The 24,906-nt window shown below is 63.5% G+C and carries 26 protein-coding genes; 11 read left to right on the forward strand and 15 right to left on the reverse strand.

What is annotated here, in order from left to right; genetic code table 11:
- Positions 1-2: 2 nt before the first annotated feature.
- Together ACH6CV_RS11115 and ACH6CV_RS11120 are read right to left on the reverse strand one after the other, a co-directional pair.
- Positions 3-983: an NAD-dependent epimerase/dehydratase family protein gene (locus ACH6CV_RS11115; RefSeq protein ID WP_456358265.1), complete on the reverse strand. Its 981-nt coding sequence runs from the start codon at positions 981-983 to the stop codon at positions 3-5.
- Positions 980-1,537 carry a folate family ECF transporter S component gene (locus ACH6CV_RS11120; RefSeq protein ID WP_456358266.1) on the reverse strand — a complete coding sequence of 186 codons (558 nt, stop codon included), beginning with the start codon at positions 1,535-1,537 and terminating at the stop codon, positions 980-982. Before ACH6CV_RS11120 ends, ACH6CV_RS11115 begins: the two co-directional genes overlap by 4 nt.
- A gap of 136 nt (positions 1,538-1,673) precedes the next feature.
- Here ACH6CV_RS11120 and ACH6CV_RS11125 point away from each other — a divergent pair, with 136 nt between their 5' ends.
- A complete protein-coding gene (locus ACH6CV_RS11125) occupies positions 1,674-3,713 on the forward strand; it encodes an alpha-amylase family glycosyl hydrolase (protein WP_456358267.1) in 2,040 nt (679 codons plus the stop codon).
- Between the two features lie 149 nt (positions 3,714-3,862).
- Here ACH6CV_RS11125 and ACH6CV_RS11130 read toward each other — a convergent pair whose 3' ends face one another.
- From ACH6CV_RS11130 to ACH6CV_RS11175, 10 genes are all read right to left on the reverse strand, one after another.
- Positions 3,863-4,537, reverse strand: a complete 675-nt coding sequence (locus tag ACH6CV_RS11130) for a Crp/Fnr family transcriptional regulator (protein WP_456358268.1) — start codon at positions 4,535-4,537, stop codon at positions 3,863-3,865.
- Between the two features lie 79 nt (positions 4,538-4,616).
- Entirely contained in the window at positions 4,617-6,317 is a 1,701-nt protein-coding gene (locus tag ACH6CV_RS11135; RefSeq protein ID WP_456358269.1) for an FAD-dependent oxidoreductase, read from the reverse strand.
- On the reverse strand, positions 6,314-6,652 hold the full coding sequence (locus ACH6CV_RS11140; RefSeq protein ID WP_456358270.1) for a rhodanese-like domain-containing protein: 339 nt from the start codon (positions 6,650-6,652) through the stop codon (positions 6,314-6,316). Before ACH6CV_RS11140 ends, ACH6CV_RS11135 begins: the two co-directional genes overlap by 4 nt.
- Positions 6,653-6,654: 2 nt before the next feature.
- Positions 6,655-6,969 carry a thioredoxin gene (gene trxA, locus ACH6CV_RS11145; protein WP_456358271.1) on the reverse strand — a complete coding sequence of 105 codons (315 nt, stop codon included), beginning with the start codon at positions 6,967-6,969 and terminating at the stop codon, positions 6,655-6,657.
- Between the two features lie 106 nt (positions 6,970-7,075).
- Positions 7,076-8,251 (reverse strand): macrolide family glycosyltransferase, encoded by a 1,176-nt coding sequence (locus ACH6CV_RS11150; RefSeq protein ID WP_456358272.1) that lies wholly within the window; start codon positions 8,249-8,251, stop codon positions 7,076-7,078.
- Positions 8,248-8,538 carry an AbrB/MazE/SpoVT family DNA-binding domain-containing protein gene (locus ACH6CV_RS11155; protein WP_456358273.1) on the reverse strand — a complete coding sequence of 97 codons (291 nt, stop codon included), beginning with the start codon at positions 8,536-8,538 and terminating at the stop codon, positions 8,248-8,250. The genes ACH6CV_RS11150 and ACH6CV_RS11155 overlap by 4 nt, the downstream gene beginning before the upstream one ends.
- 133 nt (positions 8,539-8,671) lie before the next feature.
- On the reverse strand, positions 8,672-11,101 hold the full coding sequence (locus ACH6CV_RS11160; RefSeq protein WP_456358274.1) for an ATP-dependent Clp protease ATP-binding subunit: 2,430 nt from the start codon (positions 11,099-11,101) through the stop codon (positions 8,672-8,674).
- Between the two features lie 84 nt (positions 11,102-11,185).
- A complete protein-coding gene (locus tag ACH6CV_RS11165) occupies positions 11,186-12,193 on the reverse strand; it encodes an ATP--guanido phosphotransferase (RefSeq protein ID WP_456358275.1) in 1,008 nt (335 codons plus the stop codon).
- A complete protein-coding gene (locus ACH6CV_RS11170) occupies positions 12,190-12,729 on the reverse strand; it encodes a UvrB/UvrC motif-containing protein (RefSeq protein ID WP_456358276.1) in 540 nt (179 codons plus the stop codon). The genes ACH6CV_RS11165 and ACH6CV_RS11170 overlap by 4 nt, the downstream gene beginning before the upstream one ends.
- Positions 12,716-13,201 carry a CtsR family transcriptional regulator gene (locus tag ACH6CV_RS11175; protein WP_456358277.1) on the reverse strand — a complete coding sequence of 162 codons (486 nt, stop codon included), beginning with the start codon at positions 13,199-13,201 and terminating at the stop codon, positions 12,716-12,718. Before ACH6CV_RS11175 ends, ACH6CV_RS11170 begins: the two co-directional genes overlap by 14 nt.
- Before the next feature lie 241 nt (positions 13,202-13,442).
- Here ACH6CV_RS11175 and ACH6CV_RS11180 point away from each other — a divergent pair, with 241 nt between their 5' ends.
- The 5 genes from ACH6CV_RS11180 (at position 13,443) to ACH6CV_RS11200 (ending at position 18,280) form a co-directional block, all read left to right on the forward strand.
- Positions 13,443-14,066 carry a TrkA C-terminal domain-containing protein gene (locus ACH6CV_RS11180; RefSeq protein ID WP_456358278.1) on the forward strand — a complete coding sequence of 208 codons (624 nt, stop codon included), beginning with the start codon at positions 13,443-13,445 and terminating at the stop codon, positions 14,064-14,066.
- 21 nt (positions 14,067-14,087) lie between these two features.
- Complete coding sequence (locus tag ACH6CV_RS11185) at positions 14,088-14,942, forward strand: aldo/keto reductase (RefSeq protein ID WP_456358279.1); 855 nt, start codon at positions 14,088-14,090, stop codon at positions 14,940-14,942.
- Positions 14,943-15,186: 244 nt separating this feature from the next.
- On the forward strand, positions 15,187-16,170 hold the full coding sequence (locus ACH6CV_RS11190; RefSeq protein ID WP_456358280.1) for an ABC transporter substrate-binding protein: 984 nt from the start codon (positions 15,187-15,189) through the stop codon (positions 16,168-16,170).
- Positions 16,171-16,188: 18 nt separating this feature from the next.
- On the forward strand, positions 16,189-17,091 hold the full coding sequence (locus tag ACH6CV_RS11195; RefSeq protein ID WP_456358281.1) for an ABC transporter permease: 903 nt from the start codon (positions 16,189-16,191) through the stop codon (positions 17,089-17,091).
- Positions 17,084-18,280, forward strand: coding sequence for a quaternary amine ABC transporter ATP-binding protein (locus tag ACH6CV_RS11200; RefSeq protein ID WP_456358282.1), 1,197 nt, complete (start codon positions 17,084-17,086; stop codon positions 18,278-18,280). The genes ACH6CV_RS11195 and ACH6CV_RS11200 overlap by 8 nt, the downstream gene beginning before the upstream one ends.
- A gap of 1 nt (position 18,281) precedes the next feature.
- Here the strand turns inward: ACH6CV_RS11200 and ACH6CV_RS11205 are convergent, their stop codons facing one another.
- Genes ACH6CV_RS11205 through ACH6CV_RS11215 form a run of 3 tightly spaced genes read right to left on the reverse strand, consistent with a single transcriptional unit; the run spans position 18,282 to position 20,691 of the window.
- Positions 18,282-19,262 (reverse strand): GntR family transcriptional regulator, encoded by a 981-nt coding sequence (locus ACH6CV_RS11205; RefSeq protein WP_456358283.1) that lies wholly within the window; start codon positions 19,260-19,262, stop codon positions 18,282-18,284.
- 12 nt (positions 19,263-19,274) lie between these two features.
- Positions 19,275-19,829: a Fe-S-containing hydro-lyase gene (locus ACH6CV_RS11210; protein WP_456358284.1), complete on the reverse strand. Its 555-nt coding sequence runs from the start codon at positions 19,827-19,829 to the stop codon at positions 19,275-19,277.
- Positions 19,830-19,845: 16 nt separating this feature from the next.
- Positions 19,846-20,691, reverse strand: a complete 846-nt coding sequence (locus tag ACH6CV_RS11215) for a fumarate hydratase (protein WP_456358285.1) — start codon at positions 20,689-20,691, stop codon at positions 19,846-19,848.
- 171 nt (positions 20,692-20,862) lie between these two features.
- Between ACH6CV_RS11215 and ACH6CV_RS11220 the strand changes: the two genes are divergently transcribed.
- The 5 genes from ACH6CV_RS11220 to flgB all read left to right on the forward strand — a co-directional run bounded on the left by ACH6CV_RS11220 (position 20,863) and on the right by flgB (position 24,900).
- The gene (locus tag ACH6CV_RS11220; RefSeq protein ID WP_456358286.1) at positions 20,863-21,798 is read left to right on the forward strand and encodes a TAXI family TRAP transporter solute-binding subunit; all 936 of its coding nucleotides are present in this window, start codon (positions 20,863-20,865) and stop codon (positions 21,796-21,798) included.
- Positions 21,799-21,801: 3 nt separating this feature from the next.
- Complete coding sequence (locus ACH6CV_RS11225; protein ID WP_456358287.1) at positions 21,802-22,308, forward strand: DUF1850 domain-containing protein; 507 nt, start codon at positions 21,802-21,804, stop codon at positions 22,306-22,308.
- Positions 22,275-23,027 carry a Crp/Fnr family transcriptional regulator gene (locus ACH6CV_RS11230; RefSeq protein WP_456358288.1) on the forward strand — a complete coding sequence of 251 codons (753 nt, stop codon included), beginning with the start codon at positions 22,275-22,277 and terminating at the stop codon, positions 23,025-23,027. The genes ACH6CV_RS11225 and ACH6CV_RS11230 overlap by 34 nt, the downstream gene beginning before the upstream one ends.
- Positions 23,028-23,107: 80 nt before the next feature.
- Positions 23,108-24,112 (forward strand): hypothetical protein, encoded by a 1,005-nt coding sequence (locus ACH6CV_RS11235; RefSeq protein ID WP_456358289.1) that lies wholly within the window; start codon positions 23,108-23,110, stop codon positions 24,110-24,112.
- A 398-nt stretch (positions 24,113-24,510) separates the two neighbouring features.
- On the forward strand, positions 24,511-24,900 hold the full coding sequence (flgB, locus tag ACH6CV_RS11240) for a flagellar basal body rod protein FlgB (protein ID WP_456358290.1): 390 nt from the start codon (positions 24,511-24,513) through the stop codon (positions 24,898-24,900).
- Positions 24,901-24,906 lie beyond the last annotated feature (6 nt).

Genomic DNA, 24,906 nt, shown 5'->3' on the forward strand with positions numbered 1-24,906 from the left:
CATTAAACCTTGTGGTACGCGCGGTACCAGTCGGTGAAGCGTTTGAGGCCGTCCTCGATGCGGGTGGAGGGCGCGAAGCCGAAGTCGCGCGCCAGCGGGGCGATGTCGGCCGAGGTTTGGTAGACGTCGCCCGGCTGCATCGGCCGGTAGATCACGTCGGCGGTCACGCCAAGGCACTGTTCCAACACCTCGATGAAGCGCATGAGCTTTTCCGGGCGGTTGTTGCCGATGTTGTACAGCCGGTGGCGCGCGCCGCCCAAATCGGGCGGCGGGGGACTTGGCAGCACCCGGACGAGCCCCTCCACGATGTCGTCCACATAGGTGAAGTCGCGCTGCAGGTCGCCGTTGTTGAATACCTCGATCGGTTCGCCCGAAAGCATCTTGCGCGTAAAGCTGTAGTAGGCCATATCCGGTCGGCCGAACGGGCCGTAGACGGTGAAGAACCGAAGGCCCGTCATCGGTATGCCGTACAGATGGCTGTAGGTGTAGCCCATCAGTTCGCCCGCGCGCTTGGTGGCGGCGTACAGGCTGACCGGTTTTTCGCAACGCTCATCGACCGAGAACGGGGCGGCGCTTGAGTTGCCGTACACCGAGGAACTGGACGCGAACAGCAGGTGATCGACCGGGAAATGGCGGCAGGCCTCGAGCACATTCAGAAAGCCGGTCACGTTGGAATCGAGATAGGCGTGCGGGTGGTCGATCGAGTAGCGCACGCCGGCCTGCGCGGCCAGGTTCACCACGATCTTCGGCCTGTGCGCTTTAAACACATCGAGCACCGCCTCGGCGTCGGCGAGGTCGGCGCGCACGAAGCTGAACCCGGCTTGCCCCGTGAGGTTCGCCAGCCGGTCCATTTTCAGCGCCACCGGGTAGTAGCTGTTCAGGTTGTCGAGACCCACCACGCGCCGCCCGTCCGCGAGCAGCCGCGCGCACAGGTGGTAGCCGATAAAGCCGGCGGCGCCTGTGACCAGGATAACGTCGTTCATTCTGTTATGTCCTCCGCGGGATCTAGCGCGCGTGGGATGCGCTTCAACGCCGCAAACATCAGATACAGCAGCAAGACATCAACGGGAAACTGCACCGCGCTTTTGACAATGCGCGGCAGAGAAAAGAAGGCGCGGCCGTAGACCAGCTTGATCCACAGCGAGTTGAGCAGCATGTTGACGCCCACGACCACCGCCGCGCGCGTAATCACGATCCGAAGGATGCCCGGCCGACGGCGGTAGAACCCGGCCGCGTAGATCAACCCCGCCAGCAGCGCCGACAGCGCGAAGCCGGGGAAGTAGCCCCCGGTGGGCTTTATCAGCCAGCCCAGAAAGTCGGCGAGCACGCCGTTTGCCATGGCGGGCACCGGCCCGTACAGCGCGGCCGTCGCCGCCAGCGCCAGGTGGCCGAAGGTCAGGCGATTGTCGGGCGTCAGGTATACGCCCAAGGATGCGTTGAGCGCCACCTGCGCCGCCAGCAGCAGCGCCGCGCGAGCGAGCGCCTTGGTCGATTTGAACTGCGACGCCGAGTGCGAAAACCAGGCCGTCAGGCGCATAGGCATCCCCCCCATCTTCTGTATGCGACATTGTACCATGCGGGGGCGCACTTTGTCCATATTTATCCAAATAGGAATTGCGTAAATCCACGTTTACCCTTATAATAAAGCCATATATGGGGGAGGAGTGGCGGCGATGAGGAAGGATGCCAGGCAAAAGCCCTACAAGATCATGGCGATCGACCCGTTTCTTAAGCCGTACAGGCAGGACATCGACCTCAGGATGCAGCACTATACGAAAATTCGCAAGACGCTGCTCGGCGGGCGAATGGATCTGGTTTCGATGGCCAACGGCCATCTGTATTACGGCTTTCACCGTACCGAAGACGGCTGGGTATACCGCGAGTGGGCGCCCGGCGCGGACGCTTTGTTCCTGATCGGCGAGTTCAACGGCTGGAACCGCGCAAGCCATCCGATGGCAAAGCTTCCGGGCGGCGTGTGGGAGATCGAGCTCAAGGGCAAGGACGCGCTGGAGCACGGCCAGCGCGTCAAGGTGCACGTCGTGAAGGGCGGCCGGGGTGTCGACCACATCCCGACCTACATCCGGCGCGTCGTGCAGGACAAACGCGACCACAGCTTCTCGGGTCAAATATGGGCCCCGAAGAAGCCGTTCAAGTGGACCGACGGCGGCTACGCCAAGCGCAAGATCAGCCCGCTGTACATCTACGAGGCCCACGTCGGCATGGCGCAGGAGGCCGAGCGGGTGGGCACCTACAAAGAATTCACCGAGCATGTGCTGCCCCGCATCAAGGCCGCCGGCTACAACACCGTGCAGCTGATGGCGATCCAGGAGCATCCCTACTATGCCTCGTTCGGCTACCAGGTGACCAACTTCTTCGCGGCGTCCAGCTGGTACGGCGAGCCAGAGGACCTCAAGGAGCTCATCAACACAGCGCACGGGATGGACATGCTGGTGCTGCTCGACCTCGTGCACTCGCACGCGGCGATGAACGTGGCCGAGGGACTCAACCGCTTCGACGGAACCGACGACCAGTTCTTCCGCACGGGCGAACGCGGCGTGCACCCGGCATGGGGTTCGAAGCTGTTCAACTACGGCAAGCACGAGGTGATCCACTTCCTGTTGTCCAACGTCAAGTTCTGGCAGGACGAGTACCACTTCGACGGCTTCCGCTTCGATGGTGTGACCTCGATGCTGTACCACGACCACGGGCTGGGCGAGGCGTTCGGCCAGTACGACAAGTACTTCTCCATGAACACCGACGTGGAGGCGGTCACCTATTTGCAGCTGGCCAACGAGCTGATCCACGAGAACAACGCCTTCGCGGTGACCGTCGCCGAGGACATGAGCGGCATGCCGGGCATGTGCCTGCCGCTTCGGGCCGGGGGGATCGGGTTCGACTACCGGCTGGCGATGGGCGTGCCCGATTACTGGGTCAAGACGCTTAAGCTCAGCGACGAGCAGTGGGACATGCACAAGATGTGGTTCGAACTGACCACCCGCCGCCCTCAGGAGATGAGCGTGGGCTACGCGGAGTCGCACGACCAGGCGCTGGTGGGCGACAAGACGCTGATCTTCCAGCTGGCCGACAAGGAAATGTACGAGGCCATGGACAAACAAAGGCCCTCGCTGATTATCGACCGCGCGGTGGCGCTGCACAAGCTGATCCGGTTTGTCACGCTGACGCTGGCTTCGGAGGCCTATCTGAACTTCATGGGCAACGAGTTCGGCCACCCCGAGTGGATCGACTTCCCGCGCGAGGGCAACGGCTGGTCGTTCAAATACGCCCGGCGGCAGTGGTCGCTCGCCGACGACGGCTCTTTGAAATACCAATGGTTGCTGCTGTTCGACGCGGCGATGCTCAGATTCGCGCGCAAGTACCGCGTGATGGTCAAGCGCGACCTGACGAACCTGTGGATCGACCAGCCGGGCAAGCTGCTGGCCTTTTCGAAGGGCGGGCTATTGTACCTGTTCAACTTCCACCCGACCCAGTCGCGCGAGAAGTTTTTCCTGCCCGCGCACACGCCGGGCGAGGGCGAATACGAAGTGGTGTTCGACAGCGACGCGCCCGAGTTCGGCGGCCAGGGCCGCATCGACCGGCGGACGATCTACCGGGCCGAGCCCCATCCGGGCGAGGGTATAGGTTTTTACGTGTACACGCCCTGCCGCACGGCGATGGTGCTGAAAAAAGTGAGCGGCGGGGTAGAGGAAAAGTAGAAGACGCGGGCGCGGTGCTTTCCGGCTCCCTCGCCAGAGGGAGGCAGGGACAAGTCCGCCCGACCGGGCTTCATCGGGTTCTGTACACAGGCCGCCACCCCCCCCTGCGGGACACCCCTCCTAAGGAGGGGAATGGGGACAGGCCGCTGTTATCGCGGCGCGAGCGCCTCGAGTTTCGCCCGGTCAACCAGCGTCACCCGTCCCCGCTGAAGGCGCACCATGCCTTCGCCCGCCAGGTAATGGAGCATCTTGGTGACCACTTCCCGCGCGCTGCCCAGGTGGCGCGCGATTTCCTCGTGCGTGATATTGATTTCGTCGCTGCGCTCGATGGCCGACTGCTCGAGCAGGAACCCGGCCAGCCGGCTGTCGAGGCTCACGAACAGGATCTGCTCCATCACCCACATCACGTCGGAAAAGCGGGCGGCCATCAGTTGGGCCTGGTAGTCGGCCAGCGGCAGCGAGCGCTTCGCCAGCCGCTCGAACAGCTCGGCGGGCACGATGAACACTTCGGCGTCCTTCTCGGCCTCGACGTGCAGCTCGAAGCTGATGTTCTTCATGATGCAGGAGGCGGAGAACAGGCAGATGTCCCAGGCGAACAGCCGGTACAGCGTGACCTCCTTGCCCCCCTCCGACAGGATGTAGACGCGCAGCTGTCCGCGCTTGACCAGGAACAGCCCGGCGCAGTCGCCCGCGCCCTGGTGCAGCACCTGCCCCCTGCAAAATGAGCGCGAATACACCCGGGCGCCGAGCTCGCCCCGCGCCTCGTCGTCCAACTGATCCCAGCACGGGAACACCTCGGCAAGCGTCGCCGGTATCCTGTCCATCTTCCCGCCCCCATGCGCAAAAAATCAGGCCCCATACCGTAGTATAAGGCCTGTTGCCGAGGATTTCAACCTTCATCCTTTACGATTGCTTCTTTGCGCCGCAGGGCAGCGGGGCTTCGCGCTCAAGCGATCCGTTTAATTTCATCACCTCGTACAGCGCGTAGCCGCCCGACAGGTTGAGGCAGCGAAAGTCGCGCTGGGTAAGGATGCGGCAGGCCGCGTAGCTGCGCAGCCCGCTCTGGCAGTAGACGTAGACGGTCTTGCCGCGGTCGAGTTCACCCAGCCGCTCGCGCAAATCGTCGAGCGGGATGTGCAGCGCGCCGCCGATGTGGCCCGCGTCGTACTCGTAGTCGGTGCGCACGTCGAGCAGCACGGCGTTCGGGTCCTCGAGCACGCCGGCCACGTCGTGCCAATGGAACTGGCGCAGCTTGTCGGTCAACAGGTTCTCGATCACGAAGCCCACCATATTGACCGGGTCCTTGGCCGAGGAGAACGGAGGCGCGTAGCACAGCTCGAGCTCGGCCAGGTCGTAGGCCCGCATCCCCGCGCGGATGGCGGTGGCCAGCACGTCCGCGCGCTTGTCCACGCCCTCGAAGCCCGCCAGCTGCGCGCCCAGGATGCGCCCGGTCGCCTTGTCGAACAGCGCCTTGATGTGCATGCCGGTCGCGCCCGGGTAGTAGCCGGCGTGGGAGGCCGGATAAGTGTGCACCACGTCGTAGTCGAGGTTTGCTGCCGCGGCCGCCGCCTCGTTCAAGCCGGTCGCGGCGATCGTCATGTCGAACAGCTTCATCACACTCGATCCCTGCGTGCCCCTGTAGGCGCTCTCGATGCCGGCAATGTGGTCGGCGGCGATGCGCCCCTGCTTGTTGGCGGGGCCGGCCAGCGGGATGTAACCAGGCGCGCCCGAGACCAGGTTTTTGATTTCAATGGCGTCGCCCACGGCGTAGATGTCCGGGATCGAGGTGCGCATGTGCTCGTCCACCACAATCGCGCCGCGCAGGTTCAGTTCGATGCCGGCCTTAAGCGCCAGCGCGCTGTCCGGGCGTACGCCCACCGACATCAGCACGAGGTCGGCCGCCAGCACCTGAGCGTCGTCCAGTTCCACGCCGAGCGATTCGGCGGCCGGGTGGAAGGCTTTCACGGCGTGCTTGAGCTTGAGGTGCACGCCTTGCTCGCGCAGGTATTGGTGCACATCCGCCGCCACGTCCAAGTCAAGCGGGCCGATCACATGGTCGGCAAACTCGACCACGGTGATATCCAGGCCCGCGCGCTTCAGGTTCTCGGCCATCTCCAGGCCGATGAAGCCGCCGCCCACCACGACGGCCCTGCGGGGCTTCGCGGCCGCAATATAATCGTGGATCGCGAAGGTATCGGGGATGGTGCGCAGCGTGAACACCCGGCGGTCGTCGATGCCGGGAAGCGGCGGGCGCACGGGCTCCGCGCCGGGCGACAGGATCAGCTTGTCATAGGTTTCCTCGTAGGTATTGCCGGTCGCGCCGTCCTTGATGGTCACCACCCGGCGTTTCGGGTCGATCGCGACCGCTTCGTTTTGTACCCGCACATCCACGCGGAAGCGCCGGCGGAAGCTCTCCGGCGTCATAAGCGTCAGTTCGTCCCGGTCGGTGATCTCACCGCCGATGTAGTAGGGCAGGCCGCAGTTGGCGTAGGAGATATGCTCCCCGCGCTCGAGCAGCACGATGTCCATGTCTTCGTCGAGCCGCCTGAGCCGCGCCGCGGCCGACGCGCCCCCGGCCACGCCGCCGACGATGATCGTCTTCATGCGCCCACCGTCCTTTCGAGTTCGCCCGGCCACTGCGTGATGCCGCCGATGTCAGTCACGCCCGTATAGCCCATCCGCGCGAGCTGCGCGCAGGCCATCCGGCTGCGCGCGCCGCTCAGGCAGTAGATGAATAGCTGTTCGTCCTTGTCGGGGACCACCGCTCCGATGCCGGCAATCCGGTCGAGCGGCAGATGCTGGCAGCCGGGGATGTGGCCCGCGTGGTATTCGTCGTCGGTGCGCACGTCCAAGAGGCGGATGGACTGATCCTGCGCGAGCGCTCGCTGGGCTTCCCGCATCGACATCGACCGGAACGCCGGCTTTCTGCCAAACCACATGTTCATCCCTCCAGCATCTTCAAAATTTCTTCCTTGGGGCGCACGCCCGCGGCTGCGGCCGTCACCACACCCTCCTTGACGACGGCCAGCGTCGGGATGCTGGCCACCCGGAACGCGGCGGCGAGTTCCTGCTGCTCGTCGACATTGACCTTGCCGACCACGACCTCGCCGTCGAGTTCCTCGGCGAGCGAATCCAGCATCGGGGACAGCATGCGGCAGGGCGCGCACCAGGGCGCCCAGAAATCGATCAGCACCGGCCGGCTCGAAGCCAGCACCTCGCTTTGAAAATTGTCCTTCGTCAGCGTAACCGTTGCCATGTACATTACCTCCCTCGTTCGTTGGCGACAGTATAGCAAACGAGGCGGCGCGGTTCTGTAACCAAGTTACAAAGCCGGGCGGATGGCAAGGGGTGAAATGGCGGCTTCATTTCCGCGCGACCTCCAGTATCTTGTCGGCCGCCAGCCTGGGCCCGCCGCATTTTCGGAAGCCCTCGGAGATTTTCCGGGCGTTATCCCTGTAGATTGGATGATCGGAAATCTCTTTTACGGCCTCCTTTATCGCATCCACACGATTGTCTTTTGGATATACGCCCGCGCCCAATTCGTTGACGCGGTAGGCAACCCCGCCCTGTTCGCCTGTCTGCGGAAACATGATTAAAGGCACTTCATAATACAACGCCTCGTTTACGCTGTTCATGCCGCAATGTGTAATGAACATATCGACCCGCTGCAAGACCTCGATTTGATTTACGCTTTTTTCCACATGGAAATTTTCCGGGATGTCACCCAGATCGGCCATATCAATCACGCTGCCGACCGACATGATGACATCCATACCACTGTCGTTCAGGGCCGTCATGCAATTGCGGAAAAAGGAGATATTCAGATTGTTTACCGTGCCAAGCGAGATGTAGACGCTCTTTCTTTTCGGCTTTATGATTTTATCGTCACGCTGGGGTACGGAAGGGCCGACAAAGATGTACTTATCCGAGAATGTCTCGGCGCAGGGCTGAAACGCCGGCGAGGTGTAGACGATTGTGTGGGTGTCGTTATCGTTTTGCAGGATGGATAGCACACCCCTGACCGGATAGCCCTTATCCCGCAGCCGCTTGAGGCTTCTGTTCGCCTTCGGCAGGGAGAGCAGCCATTTGAACAGCTCTCCGATCCCCTGCTTCATGATTTTTGCGGAATGGCGATTGAACGCAAACGTCGTCGTGGAAGAAACAAAGGGGATATCGAGCTTTAAGGCAATCAGCTTTCCCCAGATGGCCATCGAATCGGCCACGATGCAATCCGGCTTCCAGCTCCGCATGTCCTCGAGGAGCGCCTCGTCCAAGGCCAATGTGGTATGCACGAGCACTTCCATGGAAAAGGCGATGTCTTTTCCGATGCGGCCCGAGTCCTCGGGCTTCAGGTTCATTTGAATATCATACCGATCGCAAGAGATGTACCTTGCGCCTGTGGATTCAATCTTCTCCCTCATGAGGTCATAGGAGTAATACCGAACCTCATGGCCTTTTTCTACCAGGCACCTGACGACCTCCAGCGTGGGATTGGTGTGGCCATGCGCCGGAATGCCAAAAAACGCAATTTTCTTCATTTGCCGTCACCCGCTTCCTTAACCGCATTTGCGAACAGGAGCAAATCTTCTTCACTTTGATCCGGATAGATTTCCTTCGCTTTTCCAGCAAAAATGGCGTCGGAAATTTTGGCGAAGACGCCGTATCTTTCCAGGGCAATGCCCCTCTCACGATCCGCCAAAAGCAACAAGGTATCGCCCGGGGATATGTCAAACATGGCCCTGACTTCTTTCGGTATGACGATCTGCCCCTTGGGGCCGACCTTTATGGAACTCATAAAGCGTCCGTTTTTGGCTTTTGACTTCATAACATCGCGCCTCCGGGTTATAAAAGTATTACTTGTATAACTTATCATATTTTCCTAAATTTGTCAAGCCCCAAAGAAAAGGATCACCCGGTTTCCGCCGCTTGCGGGAACCGGGTGATCCTTGTATTGCACCCTACGCGGGCACATGTTCCAACTGCCTGAACGTCAGCTTGTCGCCGTCGACGCCGACGGCTACGCGACTGCCCAGCGCGATGCGGCCGGAGAGGATCTCCTCGCTGAGCGCGTCCTCCACCATGCGCTGGATCGCGCGGCGGAGCGGGCGCGCGCCGTACTGCGCGTCGAAGCCGCTCGTCGAGAGCAGGCCCACCGCCTCCTCTGAGGCCACCAGCTCAATGCCGCGCTCCTTGAGGCGGCGCGCCACCTGGCCCAGCATCAGCCGCGCGATCTGAGCAATTTCCTCCTCCTTGAGCTCGCGGAATACGATGATCTCGTCCACGCGGTTCAGGAACTCGGGCCTGAAGATCTTCTTGACCTCGTCCATGATGCCTTCCTTCATGACCTCATAGCCCTTGACCTCGCCGATCGAACTGCCGAAACCGAGCGTGCGCTGCTTCTTGAGCGCGTGCGCGCCGGCGTTGCTGGTCATCACGATCACGGTGTTTTTGAAGTCCACCACCCGGCCCTGGCCGTCGGTCAGCCGTCCGTCCTCGAGGATTTGCAAAAGCGCGTTGAACACGTCGGGATGCGCCTTTTCCACCTCGTCGAACAGCACCACGGAGTAGGGCTTGCGGCGCACCTTTTCGGTCAGCTGGCCGCCCTCCTCATGGCCCACGTAGCCCGGGGGCGAGCCGATCATGCGCGACACCGAGTGCTTCTCCATGTACTCCGACATGTCGATGCGGACCATGCTGTTCTCGTCGCCGAACAGCGCCTCGCCCAGCGCCTTGCACAGCTCGGTCTTGCCGACGCCCGTCGGGCCCAGAAAGATGAACGAGCCGATCGGGCGGCCGGGATCCTTGAGCCCGGCGCGCGCGCGGCGCACGGCGCGGGCCACCGCGGCGACCGCCTCGTCCTGGCCGATCACGCGGTCGTGCAGGATGTTCTCGAGCTTCAGCAGGCGCTCGGCCTCGCCCTCGGTCATGCGCGTGACCGGGATGCCGGTCCAGGCCGACACGATCTGCGCGACTTCCTCCTCGCCCACGGTCAGTACCTTTTCTTCGCGCTTCTTCTCCCACTGCTTGCGGCGCTCGTTCATCTCGTTTTGCAGCTTCTTTTTTTCGTCGCGCAGCGAGGCCGCCTTTTCAAAGTCCTCGTGCGCCACCGCCTCCTCGGTCTCCTTGTTGAGCGCCTCGAGTTTTGATTCCTGCTCCTTCATATCGGGCGGGGCGGTGAACGCCTGGATCCGCACGCGGCTTGCCGCCTCGTCGACCAGATCGATCGCCTTGTCGGGCAGGAACCGATCGGGGATGTAGCGGTCGGACAGGTTGACCGCCGCCTTCAGCGCCTCGTCGGTGATGTGCACGCGGTGGTGCGCTTCGTAGCGATCGCGCAGCCCCGTCATGATCGCGATCGCCTCGTCCTTGGTGGGTTCGCCCACCACGACCGTCTGGAACCGGCGCTCGAGCGCCGCGTCCTTCTCGATGTGCTTGCGGTACTCGCTGAGCGTGGTCGCGCCGACCAGCTGCATCTCGCCGCGGGCTAAGAGGGGCTTCAGGATGTTGGCCGCGTCGATCGCGCCCTCGGCCGCGCCCGCGCCCACCAGCGTGTGCAGCTCGTCGATGAACAGGATGACGTTGCCGGCCTTGCGAATCTCGGCCATGGCGTTCTTCATCCGCTCCTCGAACTCGCCGCGGTACTTCGCGCCCGCGATCATACCGGCGAGGTCGAGCGACAGTACGCGCTTGCCGCGCAGGATTTCGGGAATATTGCCCTCGGCGATCAGCTGGGCCAGCCCCTCGACGATCGCCGACTTGCCCACGCCCGGCTCGCCGATCAAGACCGGGTTGTTCTTGGTGCGCCGCGACAGGATTTGAACGATCCGCTCGATTTCGGTGGCGCGCCCGATCACCGGGTCGAGCTCGCCCGCGCGCGCCGCGCGGGTCAGGTCGCGCGCGAACTGGTTCAGCACCGGCGTGTCTTCGTCCGCGCCCTCGGACTTGGGGCCCTCTTCGTTGCCGATGAGCTTTAGCAGTTCCTCGCGCGCCTTGTCGAGGTCGATGCCCATCTTGATTAAGATGTGCGCCGCCACGCCCTCGCGCTCGCGCATCAGCGCCAGCAGCAAGTGCTCGGTACCCACGTAGTTTTGTTTCAAATCGCGGGCCTCGCGCCCGCTTTGCTCGAGCACCTTCTTGGTGCGCGGGGTGTAGCTCATCGCCTTGATCGGCTGGGTGTTGTCGCCGCGCCCGAGCAGCTCGAGCACCTCGGCGCGCACGGCGTCGAGCGTGAGGCCGGACAGCACCGCGCCCGCCGAGCCCGGATCGCTGAGCACGCCCAGCAGCAAATGCTCGGTGCCCACGTAGTTGCGCCCGAGCCCGGCCGCTTCCTGCTGGGAAGCGACCAGCGCGCGCTGCGCGCGCTCGGTGAATCTTGAAAAGAATGCCATATCTTAATCCTCCTTAAGGTCGTTGGTTCGGGGCGCGGCGCCATGGAACCCATTCCCCTCCCGGGGAGGGGAATGGGTCACCCGTCAAATGACTTTCAATGCGTCGCGCAGGATGTCGGCGCGCAGTGCGTCGCGGGCGCGCTCGGATAGCGCTTCGCCCGCGCGCACGGCCAGCGAGCCGTTTTGCAAATCCCAGACCAAGGCGTCGACCGCGTTGACCGGAAAGTTTACGAGGCCGATCGAGGCCGCAACGCGCAGATCGCTCATGCGGGGCATGAGCTCGGCCGCGCTCATCATGCGCGCCGTCTTCAAGATGCCCACCGAGCGCATCAGCTTATCCGCCACCGCCACCGCGTCCTGCTGGTTCATCGCCTCGCGCACCTGGCGCTCGTGCCCGGCCAGTTGCAGCGTCGTGGCGATCAGCGCGCGGATGATGTCGTCCTCGGTACGGCCGAGCGTGGACTGGTTCGACACCTGGTACAGGCAGCCCACCGCATCGCTGCCCTCGCCGTAGATGCCGCGCACCGTCATCGACAGCTTGGCGACCGCCTGGACGATCGAGCCGATCTGCCCGGTCGCGCTGAGCGCGGGCAGGTGCAGCATCGTGGAGGCGCGCATGCCGGTGCCGACGTTGGTCGGGCAGCTCGTCAGGTAGCCCCACTGTGCGTCGTAGGCAAACCGCCCCTGCTCGCTCAACCGGTCGTCGGCCTTGAAGGCCAGCTCGGCCGCTCGCTCGAGTTGCAGGCCCGGCAGCAACCCCTGGATGCGCAGGTGATCCTCCTCGTTGACCATGATGGACGTAGTTTCGCCGCTCGAAATCAGCGCGGCCGACCACTGCTTGAACTTGAGCAGGTCGTAGCTGACGAGATGGCGCTCCACCAAACGGTTGCGCGCGTCTTCGCTGAGCTCGGCCATGCGCAGGAATTCGTAGTCGCCCGGCTTTCGCTCCATCGCGGCGCGCGCTCGCTCGATCGTGAGGCCGGCGCGCTCGCCGTCCATCTTGGGGAAGAACGGGATGTCCGCGTAGTTGCGCGCCAGGCGCACGCGGCTGGACAGTACCACGTCCTGTTCGGGCGCGAGGTAATCGGTCATGTTTCTACCTCCCCGGCCGCGGGCACGGCCTCGAGCTTGCCTTTAAGCGCGCGAATCTGGTCGCGCAGCCGCGCCGCTTCCTCGTAGGCCTCATCGGCGATCGCGCGGCCCAGGCGCTGCTTGAGCCGCTCAATTTCCAGCCGGATCGACAGATCGCTCGATGAGCCGCCCGGCAACCGCCCGCTGTGCCGCGTGTGGCCGTGGATGCGCTTGAGCATCGTTTCCAGCGGCGCGCGGAAAGCCCCGTAGCAGCCGGGGCAGCCCAGGAAGCCGGTCTCGCGGAATTCCTCGTAGGTCTGGCCGCAGTCCGCGCATATGAGATCGAGGGCCTCCGGATGCTCGTCGTCGTCCTGCTGCTTGACCGCCTGCAACAGGCCCCCGATCAGTCCCGCGAGCGAGGACAGATCGAGCGTACCGAACTGCTTCTTGGCCTTGGCCATGCATTCGGTGCACAAGTGCCGCTCACGCTTTTCCCCACCCGATATCGTCATCAGCTTGATCGTGGCGTCGCGGACGCCGCATTCATCGCAAATCATCGCTGTCCTCTCCTTCCAGGTTGCGAAAAACCTGTTTGAGCATGCTGCTGAGCACGGCCGCCCGCAGCACATCCTTGGCGCTGATCGGCAGAGCCAGCGCGCTCTTCGAAACGGCCGCGCGCATCAGCGAAGCCTCGCCCGGGGTAACCAGCTCGCCGTCCTCAATCTGGGCGATGATCGCCCGCGCGGTGTCCTCGGCGATCGCCGTGCCCACGCGGCCCAGCAGGGCGCTCAGCAGATTGTCCGCGCCGCTCATCTGCAGGCGCACGATCCGCACGAACCCGCCGCCGCCGCGCCGGCTCTCGATCAGGTAACCGTGATCGACTGAGAACCTAGTCGCCAGCACGTAGTTGATCTGAGACGGCGCGCACCCAAAGTGCTGCGCCAACTCGTTGCGCCGAAGTTCTATCTGACGATCGTCGCACATCAGTTCCTTGATGAATCGCTCGATCATATCGCTCAGCTGTGCCATGTTCCCGACCTCCGTATTTGACCATCTTTGACTATATTATAAGCCGCGGTCAGGAAAAACACAAGTAAAAAGTTGAATGCGGCGCGCGGCAAAGGCACGGCTCAAGATTAAAATCAACCAAATCGCGCGGTCGTAAACAGCCATTCCATTATTTACGCGCCCCCATTGAAATCGGTGTAGGTTTAAGGTATGATGAAGGCGGCAAGTACGATGCCCGCTTGCGGCGGGCGATGAGGACGACATGAAAAAGGACAAGGGCGCGCCGGCGTATTTACAGGTGGCGCGGGACATCGCGGGGCGGATTGCGTCCGGCGAGATTGGGGAAGGGCAGCGCTTTTCGGGGCGCTCGCTGATGAGCTCGAGGTACAAAGTCTCCCCGGAGACCATCCGGCGGGCGTTGGGGCTGCTCAATGAAGTGGATGTGATCGAAATGAAGCCGGGCAGCGGCGCGCGGGTCAAGTCGCGCGAGCGCGCCGCTCAGTACCTGGGCCAGCACGACGAGGCCCACGGCATGCGCCTGCTCAAGGAGCGGCTGGCCGAACTGATCGGGCAGCGGCGCGTGATCGACGAGCAGATGCAGGCGACCATCCAACAGCTGACCGACATGGCCGAGCGCTTTCGCTACGGCGACGTGATGCGCACCTACGAGTTTGCGGTGCCGCCGGGCGCGCGCATCGAGGGCATGAGCATTGCCGAGATCGGCTTCCGAACGCAGACCGGCGCGACCATATTGGCCATACGCCGGGGCGGCGAGGTTAAGCTGTCGCCGCCGCCCGAGGAGGTCATCGTCGCCCATGATGTGCTGGTGGTGGTTTGCGGCGTGCTGCTGGTACCCGTCGTTTCGAAATTTGTGAGCCAAGTGTAGATGAAGCAAGGGGGCGACCGTATGCTGTATCATGTGTTGGGGAAGACGGGGCTGAGCGTTTCAGCCGTCGTGTTCGGCGGCATCATCAACATGGACGAGGCGCAGTCGGACGCCGACAGCCACGTGGCGCGGGCGATCGACGCGGGCGTCAACTACTTCGACGTCGCGCCCACCTACGGCGATGCCGAGGAGCGGCTGGGCCCGGCGCTCGCGCCCTACCGCAAGGACGTGTTGTTGGCCTGCAAGACCGAGGAGCGCACGGCGGCCGGCGCGCGGGAGAAGCTGGAGACGTCGCTTAAGAGGCTCAAGACCGACCACTTCGACGTGTATCAACTGCACGCGCTGGCCACCGACGCGGACCTCGACCGCGCGTTCGGCCCCGGCGGCGCGATGGAGGTCGTCCTCAAGGCCAAGCGCGACGGCATCATCCGCTGCGTGGGCTTTTCGGCCCACAATGAGGACGTGGCGCTGCGCGCGCTGACGATGTACGACTTTGACACGGTGCTGTTCCCGCTCAACTGGGCGCTGGGCATCGTGACGGGCTGGGGCGACCGGATCAGCCGGGCCGCGCGGGACAAGAACTTGGGGCTTTTGGGCATGAAGTCGCTGGTACGGCGGCAGTGGCGCGAAGGCGAACCGCGGCCCTACCCCAAGTCCTGGTGTCAGCCGCTGTGGGGCGACGAGGCGCTGAGCGTGGCCGCGATGAAGTACGCGGTACTCAAGGGCGCGCACACGCTGGTGCCGCCCGGCAACCTCGAACACTTTTTGTTCATGCTGGACCACGTCGATCAATGCTACCGCGACCCCATGACCGAGGCGGAATGGGCGATGCTGCGCAGCGGGGCCGAGGCCGTCAAGGACGAACTGATCTTTTAGCCAATGGACAGAAAACGAGCCGAGATCGCGAGATCGAGGCTTGTTTTTCATTTTCGTTAACATTCCGTAACAGTGCTTGACAAAGTGACAACTTTGATTTAGTGTATAAGTTGTCGGTTTTCAACGACACTTTTGAGCTTCGCTGCGCGGGCGCTGGAGTGAGCCGCCGCGAAGCTCCGCTGCCTGAACACCGTGCGCATACCACGGTGCGCACGGCGCAAAAGATGGAAGGAGGCACATGGACATGAAGAAACTGATGATGTTGACGCTTGCGGTACTGATGCTGGCCGCGTCGATCGCGGCTCCGGCGATGGCCGAGCCCAAGACGCGGATCGTGTTTGCCGACGTCGGCTGGGATTCGATCCGGTTCCACAACGCGGTGGCGGGTACGGTGGCCGAGGCGGTGTTCGGCTACAGCTGGGAGGAGTTGTCGGGCTCGACGCCGATCACCCACGAGGGTCTGATGGCCGGCGACATCGACGCGCATATGGAGGTGTGGACCGATAACCTGCCGAGCTACGCGCAAGATTTGGCCGAGGGCAAGCTCAAGGAACTGTCGATCAACTTCGACGACAACTACCAGGGCCTGTACGTGCCCCGCTATGTGATCGAGGGCGACGCCGAACGCGGCATCGAAGCGGTCGCGCCCGATCTCAAGACCGTCGAGGATTTGAAGCGCTACGCGGACATATTTCCCGATCCTGAATCGCCCGGTATGGGCCGCATCTTCGGCGGCATTCCGGGTTGGGAGGTCACAGAGATCCTGCGGCGCAAGGTGGAACTCTACGGTCTGACCGAAATGTACAATTACGTGCTGCCGGGCAGCGACGCAGCCATGAGCGCGGCGATCGTCTCGGCCTGGGACCGCGGCAAGCCCATCGTGACCTACTACTGGGAGCCCACCTGGCTCTTGGGCATGTACGACTTCGTGCTGCTCGAGGACGCGCCCTACGACGCGGACACCTACATGAGCGGCGCGACCGCGTTCCCCGCGGTCAAGGTGTCGGTGTGCGCAAGCCCCGGCTTTGCCGCGTCGAACCCCGAGTTCTGCGCCTTCCTTGAAAAGTACCGCACCTCGTCCGCGCTGACCAGCGAGGCGCTGGCCCACATGCAGGGGACCGGCGACGATTACGTCGCCACCGCGCGCTGGTTCTTGAACGAGCACCCCGAGCTGGTCGATGCGTGGCTGACGCCCGAGCAGGCGCAGTTGCTGCGCGCGGCGATTTGACGGAGGTGAACTAAGTTCATGGATTTGGGCAACTTCCCCATTGTGATGAAGCCCAATCTGGCGGCCATCGACCGCGCGATGCGAGCCTTCGCGGCGCGCGGCGCATGGCTGTTCGAGGACATCATCGCGGGCGGACTGGTCAGCTTGGTGAACAGCATCTACTGGCTGCTATCGCATATACCGTGGTTCGCGCTGGTGGCGCTGGTGTTTGTGCTGGGTTGGAAGGCGCGCGGCAAGGTGCGCAGCGGCGCGCTGTACGCGCTGATGCTGTGCCTGGTCGGCGTGGTCGGGTTATGGCAGCTGATGCATATGACGCTGTCGATTGTGCTCGCCAGCGTGCTGATCGCGCTGCTCATCGGCTTTCCGATCGGCATTTTGCTGTCGGCGTCGGCGCGCGCCACCCGCATCATGCGGCCGGTCTTGGATACGATGCAGACCATGCCGGTGTTCGTGTACCTGATCCCGGCGCTGCTGCTGTTCGGCATGGGCTCGGCCTCGGCGGTGATCGCCACCGTGATCTACGCGATTGTGCCGGTGATCCGGCTGACCAATTTGGGGCTTAGGCAGGTGGACGAGGGCGTGGTGGAGGCCTCGCAGGCGTTCGGCTCCACGCGCTGGCAGACCTTGGTCAAGGTGCAAATCCCGCAGGCCATGCCCACGATCATGGCGGGCGTCAACCAGACGCTGATGATGGCGATGGCCATGGTGGTCACCTGCTCGATGATCGGCGCGCGGGGCCTGGGCAACGAGGTGCTGATCGCGGTCAATCGCACCGAGATCGGCCGAGGGCTGGTCTCCGGCTTCTCGGTGGTCATCCTGGCAGTGCTGCTCGACCGGCTGACGCAGGGCTGGTTCGACGAGGACAAGCGTGCCCGGCGTATGGCTGTCGAGGCGAAATCGGGGGGTGAGGCGGATGGATGAGCGACTGGGCGACTATATCATCGAGGTCAGGAACCTGACCAAGCTGTATGGCGCGGGCCGCGACGTCGCCGCCCGCATGATGCGCGCGGGCGCGAGCAAGGACGAGGTCTACAAGAAGACCGGCGCGACCGTGGCGCTGTGGGACGTGAACCTCAAGATCAAGAGAGGCGAGATCTTCGTAATCATCGGGCTGTCGGGTTCGGGCAAGTCGACCGCGGTGCGCTGCCTGAACCGGCTCAACAAGCCCTCAAGCGGCAGCGTGCTGTACGAGGGGCGCGACATCATGAAGTTCGGCAAGCAGGAGTTGCTCGAGCTGCGCCGCACCCGGGTGTCGATGGTGTTTCAGTCGTTTGGGCTGATGAGCCACCGTGACGTGCTGGGCAACGTGGCCTACGGTCTGGAGGTCCGCGGACAGGGCAAGGCGGAGCGCGAGGCCAAGGCGCGCGAAATGATCGAGATGGTGGGCCTAAAGGGTTGGGAGCACCAGTCTACGGGGAGCCTCTCGGGCGGCATGCGCCAGCGCGTCGGCATCGCCCGCGCGCTCGCGAACGACCCGGAGGTACTGCTGATGGACGAGCCTTTCTCCGCGCTCGACCCGCTGGTGCGCCAGGATATGCAGTTCGAGCTGCTCAAGATCCAGCGCAAGCTGGGCAAGACCGTGGTATTCATCACCCACGACATCGACGAGGCCTTCAAACTCGGCGACACCGTGGCCATCATGGAGGGCGGCCGGGTGGTTCAGGTCGATACCCCCGAGCAGATGAGCGCCAATCCGGCCAACGAATACGTGCGCCGCTTCATCGACAGCGCCGACCGCACCAAGGTTACCACCGTGCGCAGCGTAATGATGACCCCGACCAGCCTCGCGCGCATCACCGACCGGCCCGCGCAGGCCGTCGGATCCATGCGCCGCAACGCGCTCTCGACCGTGTACGTGGTGGACGGAAAACTAAAGCTGTGCGGCATCTTGAGCATCTCCGAGGCCATACGCGCGCACCGCGAGGGGCTGAAAATCGCCGACGTGATGGAAACCACGTTTGAATCGGTCGCCCACGAAATGACCGTGCACGACATCTTGCCCCTCGCCGCGCAGTCGCGCTACCCGCTGGCCGTGCTCGACGAGGAGGGCCGGCTGATGGGGATCGTGACCAAGGCGGCGGTGTTGTCCTCGATGATTAACGAACCGTGATTCAACCGCCCGCCGCGGCCAACGACCGCAAGCGCTCCTCGATGTACAGCAGCGACCCCTGGTCGATTTGGTGGTGGTAGGGGAGGATCAGGTTGCCGGCTTCGGCGAACGCGCTCAGCGCCTCGCGGTCGGCGGGCGGCGCGTAGGACAGGTAGTCGGGCGCGACGATCACGGCTTGCTTGCCGGGGAGCAATTCGCCGAGCGCCTGCTCTCCGGCCAGCACCACCTGCGCTTCGCGGCTTCGCAGGTGCGGGAACAGCCGCAGGCCGCCCGCGACGATCTGGGCGAAGCGCTGGCTGCGGCAGTAGATCAGCGCGCCCTGGGCGGCCTCGACGCGCGAGAGCGCCGCCAGCGTATACGCGCTGGGCGACAGCGCCACCCGCGCAATCCGAGCGGCATTGCTTCCGAGCAATTGTCCGAGCTCATGGGCGTGGTTTTGTGTGGTAATTAAAAGCCGCATGTCGCGCGTCAGCGAGGCGGGCGAGCGGCGCACGTCGTCCAGCAGATACTCGCTCAGCGCGATGCCCGGGATGGCCGACAGCTGCAGCGCCGCCTCGTTCAACGATTCGGGGTTGCAGTCGATCAACGCCACCGGCATCATCGGCGTTTCGTCCTCGAACGGATGAAGCTTCAGGTTCAGGAACAGCCGGATTTCGCGCGGCGTGAATTGAAGCTCCTTGAGTGAGGCAAACATGTCGTCGATCAACTGCATCGCGCGCGCCTCGCGCCCGCCGTCTATCGTGTCCGGCGCGCACACAAAGGTGCCCCGGCCCTGCGATATGTCGAGCACGCCCTCGCGGGCCAGCAGCGCATAGGCATGGCGGATGGTGCCGTCGGACAGGCCCGTCTCGGTGAGCAGCGTACGCACCGTGGGCAATTGGTCGCCCGGCTTCAGCGCGCCCGATTCGATTTGCCGCCTGATCGCGTTCGCCAACTGCAAATAGAGCGGCTCGCCGCTGTGCCGGTCGATGGTGATTTGCATCGAGGAATCCCCTTAATCCATTCGGTATTTAGCAGGCCCGGTCTCGTACAGGTTATTTCCCCGGCTGTCGATCAGCACCAGCGCGGGGAAATCCTTTACCTCAAAGCGGTGGATGGCCTCCGCGCCCAGGTCGTCGTAGGCGATGACCTCGCTTTTTACGATACGCTTGGCGATCAGCGCCGCCGCGCCGCCCACCGCGCCCAAGTAGACCGCGCCCGCGCGCACCATCTCTTCGATCACGGGCCTTGAGCGATTGCCCTTGCCCATCATGCCCATGAGCCCCTGCTCGAGCAGCCGCGGCGCGTAGGCGTCCATGCGGTAGCTGGTGGTGGGGCCGGCCGAACCCACCGCGTAGCCCGGCTTGGCGGGCGCGGGGCCGACGTAGTAGATCAGCTGGTTCGTAAGGTCGAACGGCAGCGTCTCGCCGCGATCGAGCGCCTCCACCAGCCGCTTATGCGCCGCGTCGCGCGCGGTGTAGAGCGACCCGGTCAAAAGGACGGTGTCGCCCGCGTTCAGCGTCCGGATCTTAACCGGATCGAGCGGTAACTTCACAGCAACATTTTCCATATCGCTTGCCTCCTAATTATATCACCGCATGCGCGTGGCGCGCCGCGTGGCAACATACGTTGACCGCGACCGGCAGCCCCGCGATGTGGGTCGGGTAGGTCGCGATATTGACCCGAAGCGCTGTGGTGCGCCCGCCGATGCCGCCCGGGCCCACGCCCGAGCGGTTGATCGCGTTCAGGATCTTCTCCTCGAGCGCGGCGTAGCGCGGGTCGGGATTGGGTTCATCCACGGCGCGCGCCGTCATGCGCTTGGCGAGGATGGCGGCCATTTCCATCGTGCCGCCCAACCCCACGCCCACGATCACCGGCGGGCAGGGGTTCGAACCGGCGCTGACCACCGCGTCGGTCACGAACCGGATAACGCCGGCCTCGCCGTCGGCGGGCACCAGCATCTTGAGCTGCGACATGTTCTCCGAGCCAAAGCCCTTGGGCGTCACCAGGATGTCCACCCTGTCGCCCGGCACGATGCGCACGTGCAGCACCGGCGGGGTGTTGTCGCGGGTGTTGACCCGGTCGTACAGCGGGTCGCGCACCACGCTCTTGCGCAAGTACCCTTCATTATAGGCGGCGCGCACACCGTTCGTCACGGCCTGCGTCAGGTCGCCGCCCTCGATGCGCACGTCCTGGCCGATGTCGAGGAACACCACGCACATGCCGGTGTCCTGACAGATCGCCACGCGCTCGGTGCGCGCGATTTCGTAATTCTCAAGCAACTGATCGAGCACCGCGCGCCCCGAGGGCGAGCTTTCGCCATCCCTCGCGCGCTCGATGGCGCACTGAACGTCCCCTCCGATCACATAGCTGGCCTCAAGGATCAGAGATTTGACTGTGGATTCAATCCGCCCGGCTTCTATGATGCGCATAACGCCGTCCCTCCCGCGGGTGTATTTTGTTTGCTTTTATTATATCGCGCGGCGGGCGCATTTTCAAGCGGATGCGCGCGCCCCATGGCTGCAAGTTTTTGCTCTTGCAATCCCGCAAAGATTATGCTAATATCATAGCGTAACAAATAACGTCAAAGGGGGAATCATTCTATGAAGCGCGTCCTGTCCATCGCCCTGTGTGCTCTGCTGCTCATGGCCGTGCCGGCCTCGGCGACCGAGTTTTTGTACATGGCGACCGGCGGCACTTCGGGCACCTACTACGCGCTGGGCGGCGAGATCGCCAACCTGTTCGCCAAGAACATTGAAGGGCTCGACGTAACCGCGCAGTCCACCGGTGCCTCGGCGGAGAACATTCGGCTGATCGACCGGGGCGAGGCCGAGCTCGGCATCGTGCAGAACGACGTGGCCGATTATGCCTTCAACGGCGTGAACGCGTTCGAGGGCGAGCAGATTCAGAACTTTGACGTGGTGGCCTCGATGTACCCCGAAGTGGTGCAGTTGGTCGTCAATGCCGACGCGGGCATTAACACCTTGGCCGACCTCAAGGGCAAGAAGGTTTCGATCGGCGCGGCGGGCTCGGGCGTGTACTTTAACGCGGTGCAGTACCTCGAGGTGGCGGGCCTGACGGTTAACGACATCGACGCGCAGCTGCTGTCCTTTGCCGAGTCGGCCGACGCCATCAAGAACCGGCAGATCGACGCGGCGTTTATTACGGCCGGCTTCCCGAACCCCGCAATCCAGGAACTGGGCGCGACCGCGAGCATCAAGCTGCTGAACCTCGACGACGAGACCATCGGCAAGCTGATCGAGAAGTACCCGTTCTACGCCAAGGTGACCATCCCGGCGGGCACCTATCCCAATCAGGCCGAGGACGCCAACATGGTGGGCATCCGCGCCATCATGATCTGCAAGAAGGACCTGAGCGAGGACCTGGTGTACAACATGGTCAAGACGCTCTACGAGAAGACCTCTGACATCTCCCACGCCAAGGGCGCGGAGATTACGATCGACAAGGCGCTGCTGGGCGTGTCCACGCCGGTGCATCCGGGCGCGGCCAAGTACTACGCCGAGAAGGGCATCCAATAATCGATGAAGCGATATCGGCGGCCGCTGATCGCAATCGCGATCGCGGCCGCGCTGACGGCGGTGACGTGCTGGCCGATGGGCTGGCGCGTCACCGTTCGCAATCGTGCGGGTGAGTTGAAGTACGCCGCGCGCGTTAAGCGCGGGCAGCTCGTCTGGATCGTGTTCGACCACTCGGTCAACAGAAGCCCGGTCGAGGACGGGTACGAACCGGGCGACGGCTGCGTGACACTGCGCGAAACCCGGTTCCGGCACTACGGTGCGGGCATTCCCGACCCCGAGCCCGGGCAGACGTTCGAGGCGCGGGACGGTTACTACGCGATCACCGGCTACGACGTGCGTATGCCTACGCAGTGGACCTTCGTGGGCCGCGTGGCCGACCATCGGCTGCGCGTCGGCGAAGACGGCGAAGCGGTGCACTACAATCAGTTGGCCCGGCCCGGCGAGGCGCTCGGGCTGTCGGCCGACAGGTGGAGTTTATGGAAGGAAATCATGTCGAGGCTACGACCGTAGAAGCGCTGCTGGCCGATATGCTCCCCTTTTGGGATGAGCTGCCCCCGGAGGCGCGCCAGGAGATTGCCGCCGCGGCCGTGTACTCGGCGTTCGACCGGGATGCGATCATCTTCGGCGTCCACGAAAACGACAACCTGGGCATCAAGCTGATCGTCAAGGGCAGCGTACGGGTGTACCTGATGACCGACGAGGGCGACGAGCTGACGCTGTACCGGCTGCGCGAGCGGAGAGTATGCATGATGAGCGTGCTGATTACCGCGCGCTTGAACGGCCCGCCGGTCAACGTCGAAGCGCGCGCCGGGTCGTTGATCCTGACCGTCCCCGCGCCGCTGTACCGGCGGCTCATCGCCGAGCACAGCTGCGTGTACCGCTTCTCGGTTGAGGCCACCTCCGAGGTGTTCAGGCGCGTCGTGGAAAAAACTACCAGCGTGGCCTTCGTGCCGCTGAAAAGACGGCTGGCCGCGGCGCTGCTCGAGCGGGCTCATGTGGGGCGTTCCTCCGCACAGGAGCATGCAGTGCGGCTCAAGGTGACCCACGACGAGCTGGCCCACGACATCGGTTCTGCGCGCGAGGCGGTGTCTCGCATGCTTAAACAGCTTGTGCGCGAGGGCCTGGTGACGCTCTCGCGCGGCAGCGTGACGATCGTGAACGTCCGCGACTTGGAGCTTGCCGCCGGCGAGGCGCGCGATTACCGGCCGCCTATGCATAAGGAAGCGTGACATTGTCACAGACTAATCCCGCGTAATTTGCTACTATACCTATCGGTAAAGTGTGACTACGAACGCGGGAGGTTGTTTTCATGGGGAATCGGATCAGGAAGTTACTGGTGCTTTCGTTGGCGCTCGTTCTGGCGCTTTCGCTGACGGCGTGCGTGCGCGCGCAGGAGGTCTACCAGACGGGCTTGGGTGTGGTGACCTCGCTCAACCGGTCCGCGTCGGCGAGCGCCGACGCGGACGGCGTGGCGGAGGGCTACTCCACCGTGGCGGCGGTGCTGCTGGACGGCGAGGGGCGCATCGCGCAGTGCATACTCGACGTGGTGCAGTCGCAGCTGAAATTCTCGAATGAAGGCAAGATCACAACCGACCTCAGCGCGAAAGTCCTGAGCAAGAACGAGCTCGGCGACGCCTACGGCATGAAGGCGGCTTCCGCGATCGGCAAGGAGTGGTACGAGCAGGCGGCGGCGTTTGCGGCCTCGGTGATCGGCAAGACCGCCGACGAAGTGGCGGCCACGCCGATGGACGAGACCGGCTTGCCCACCGAGCCCGACGTGCTGGCCGGCGTTACGGTGCACGTGACCGACATGGTCGCGGCCATCGTCAAGGCCGCCGGCGGCGCGCGGGCGCTGGGCGCGGGCGCGGGTGATGAGCTCCGGCTCGCCACCACGACCGACGTCAGCGGCTCAAACGACGCGCAAGCCGAGAAGAACGGCCGCGCGCGCGCCTACAACCACTACTTTGTGGTGACCGTGAACGGCGAGGGCAAGGTGACCAGCGCGATCATCGACGCGTTGCAGGCCGACGTGATGTTCGACGCCGCCGGCCAGATTACGAGCGACATTCAGACTGCGGTCGCGACCAAGAACGAGCTCGGCGACGCCTATGGCATGAAGGCGGCCTCCGCGATCGGCAAGGAGTGGAACGAGCAGGCGGCCGCCTTCGCAGCCTATGCGGTCGGCAAGACGGCCGATGAAATCGCCGCCACGCCCCTGACCCAGGAAGGCACCGCCGCGCCCGATGTGGTGGCCGGTGTCACCGTGCACGTAGGTCCGTTCATCGAGGGCCTCGTGAAGGCTGCGAAAGGGTAACGCTACCCCCGGTAACTGACGGCGAAGGCGCCGCCCAAATGGGCGGCGCCTTCGCCGTCGTCAGCGCATATACGCCGATCCTCAGGCGCGCCTGAGCTCGAACTGGCGGCTTGACGAATTCGTAAATTGACCCAACCGACTCCTATATCGACTTATATCGACGCCTTTCGGGCGGATTTGAGGGGCAATCCGCATGAAAGCCGGGTTAAAATATGACTTATTCCGACGGTATAATGCAAAAGTATGACGAAATTACAAAATGTGGAAGATTACGGCATCAACAGCCTTGACACCGCTTGTACATATTGTATAATGGTTACAGATTGAATACACCATATAGTGTTTGGGCCTTTGAGAACGTGACCTGCCTTTGGGGCGGAGCGAACGGAGCGTGCGGGATGAGCAATTTTCTGAACCCGACCAGCATGTCGTTGCTGGAGAAGAAGATGGACGTGGTCTGGATGCGCCAGCAGGTGATCTCGGACAACATCGCCAACGCCGCGACGCCGGGTTACAAGCGCAAGACGCTGGAGTTTGAGTCGCTGCTCGAGGGCAGCTTGAACGGCGCGAGCGGGAACAGGCGCGCGATGGAGGAAGCGGTCAATGAGGTTCAGCCCCGCGTCGTCGAGCATCGGGACACGACCGCGCGCGAGGACGGCAACAATGTCGATGAGGATTTTGAGAACGTCGAGATGGTGCGCGCGTACACCGAGTACAGCTACCTGATGACGTCTCTCAATGCCCAGGTTCGCCGTATGAAATACGTATTGACAGAGGGGCGTGGATAACGATGG

It is taken from the genome of Anaerozeibacter quisquiliarum, assembly GCF_051162045.1.
Taxonomy (GTDB): domain Bacteria; phylum Bacillota; class Clostridia; order Christensenellales; family Aristaeellaceae; genus Anaerozeibacter; species Anaerozeibacter quisquiliarum.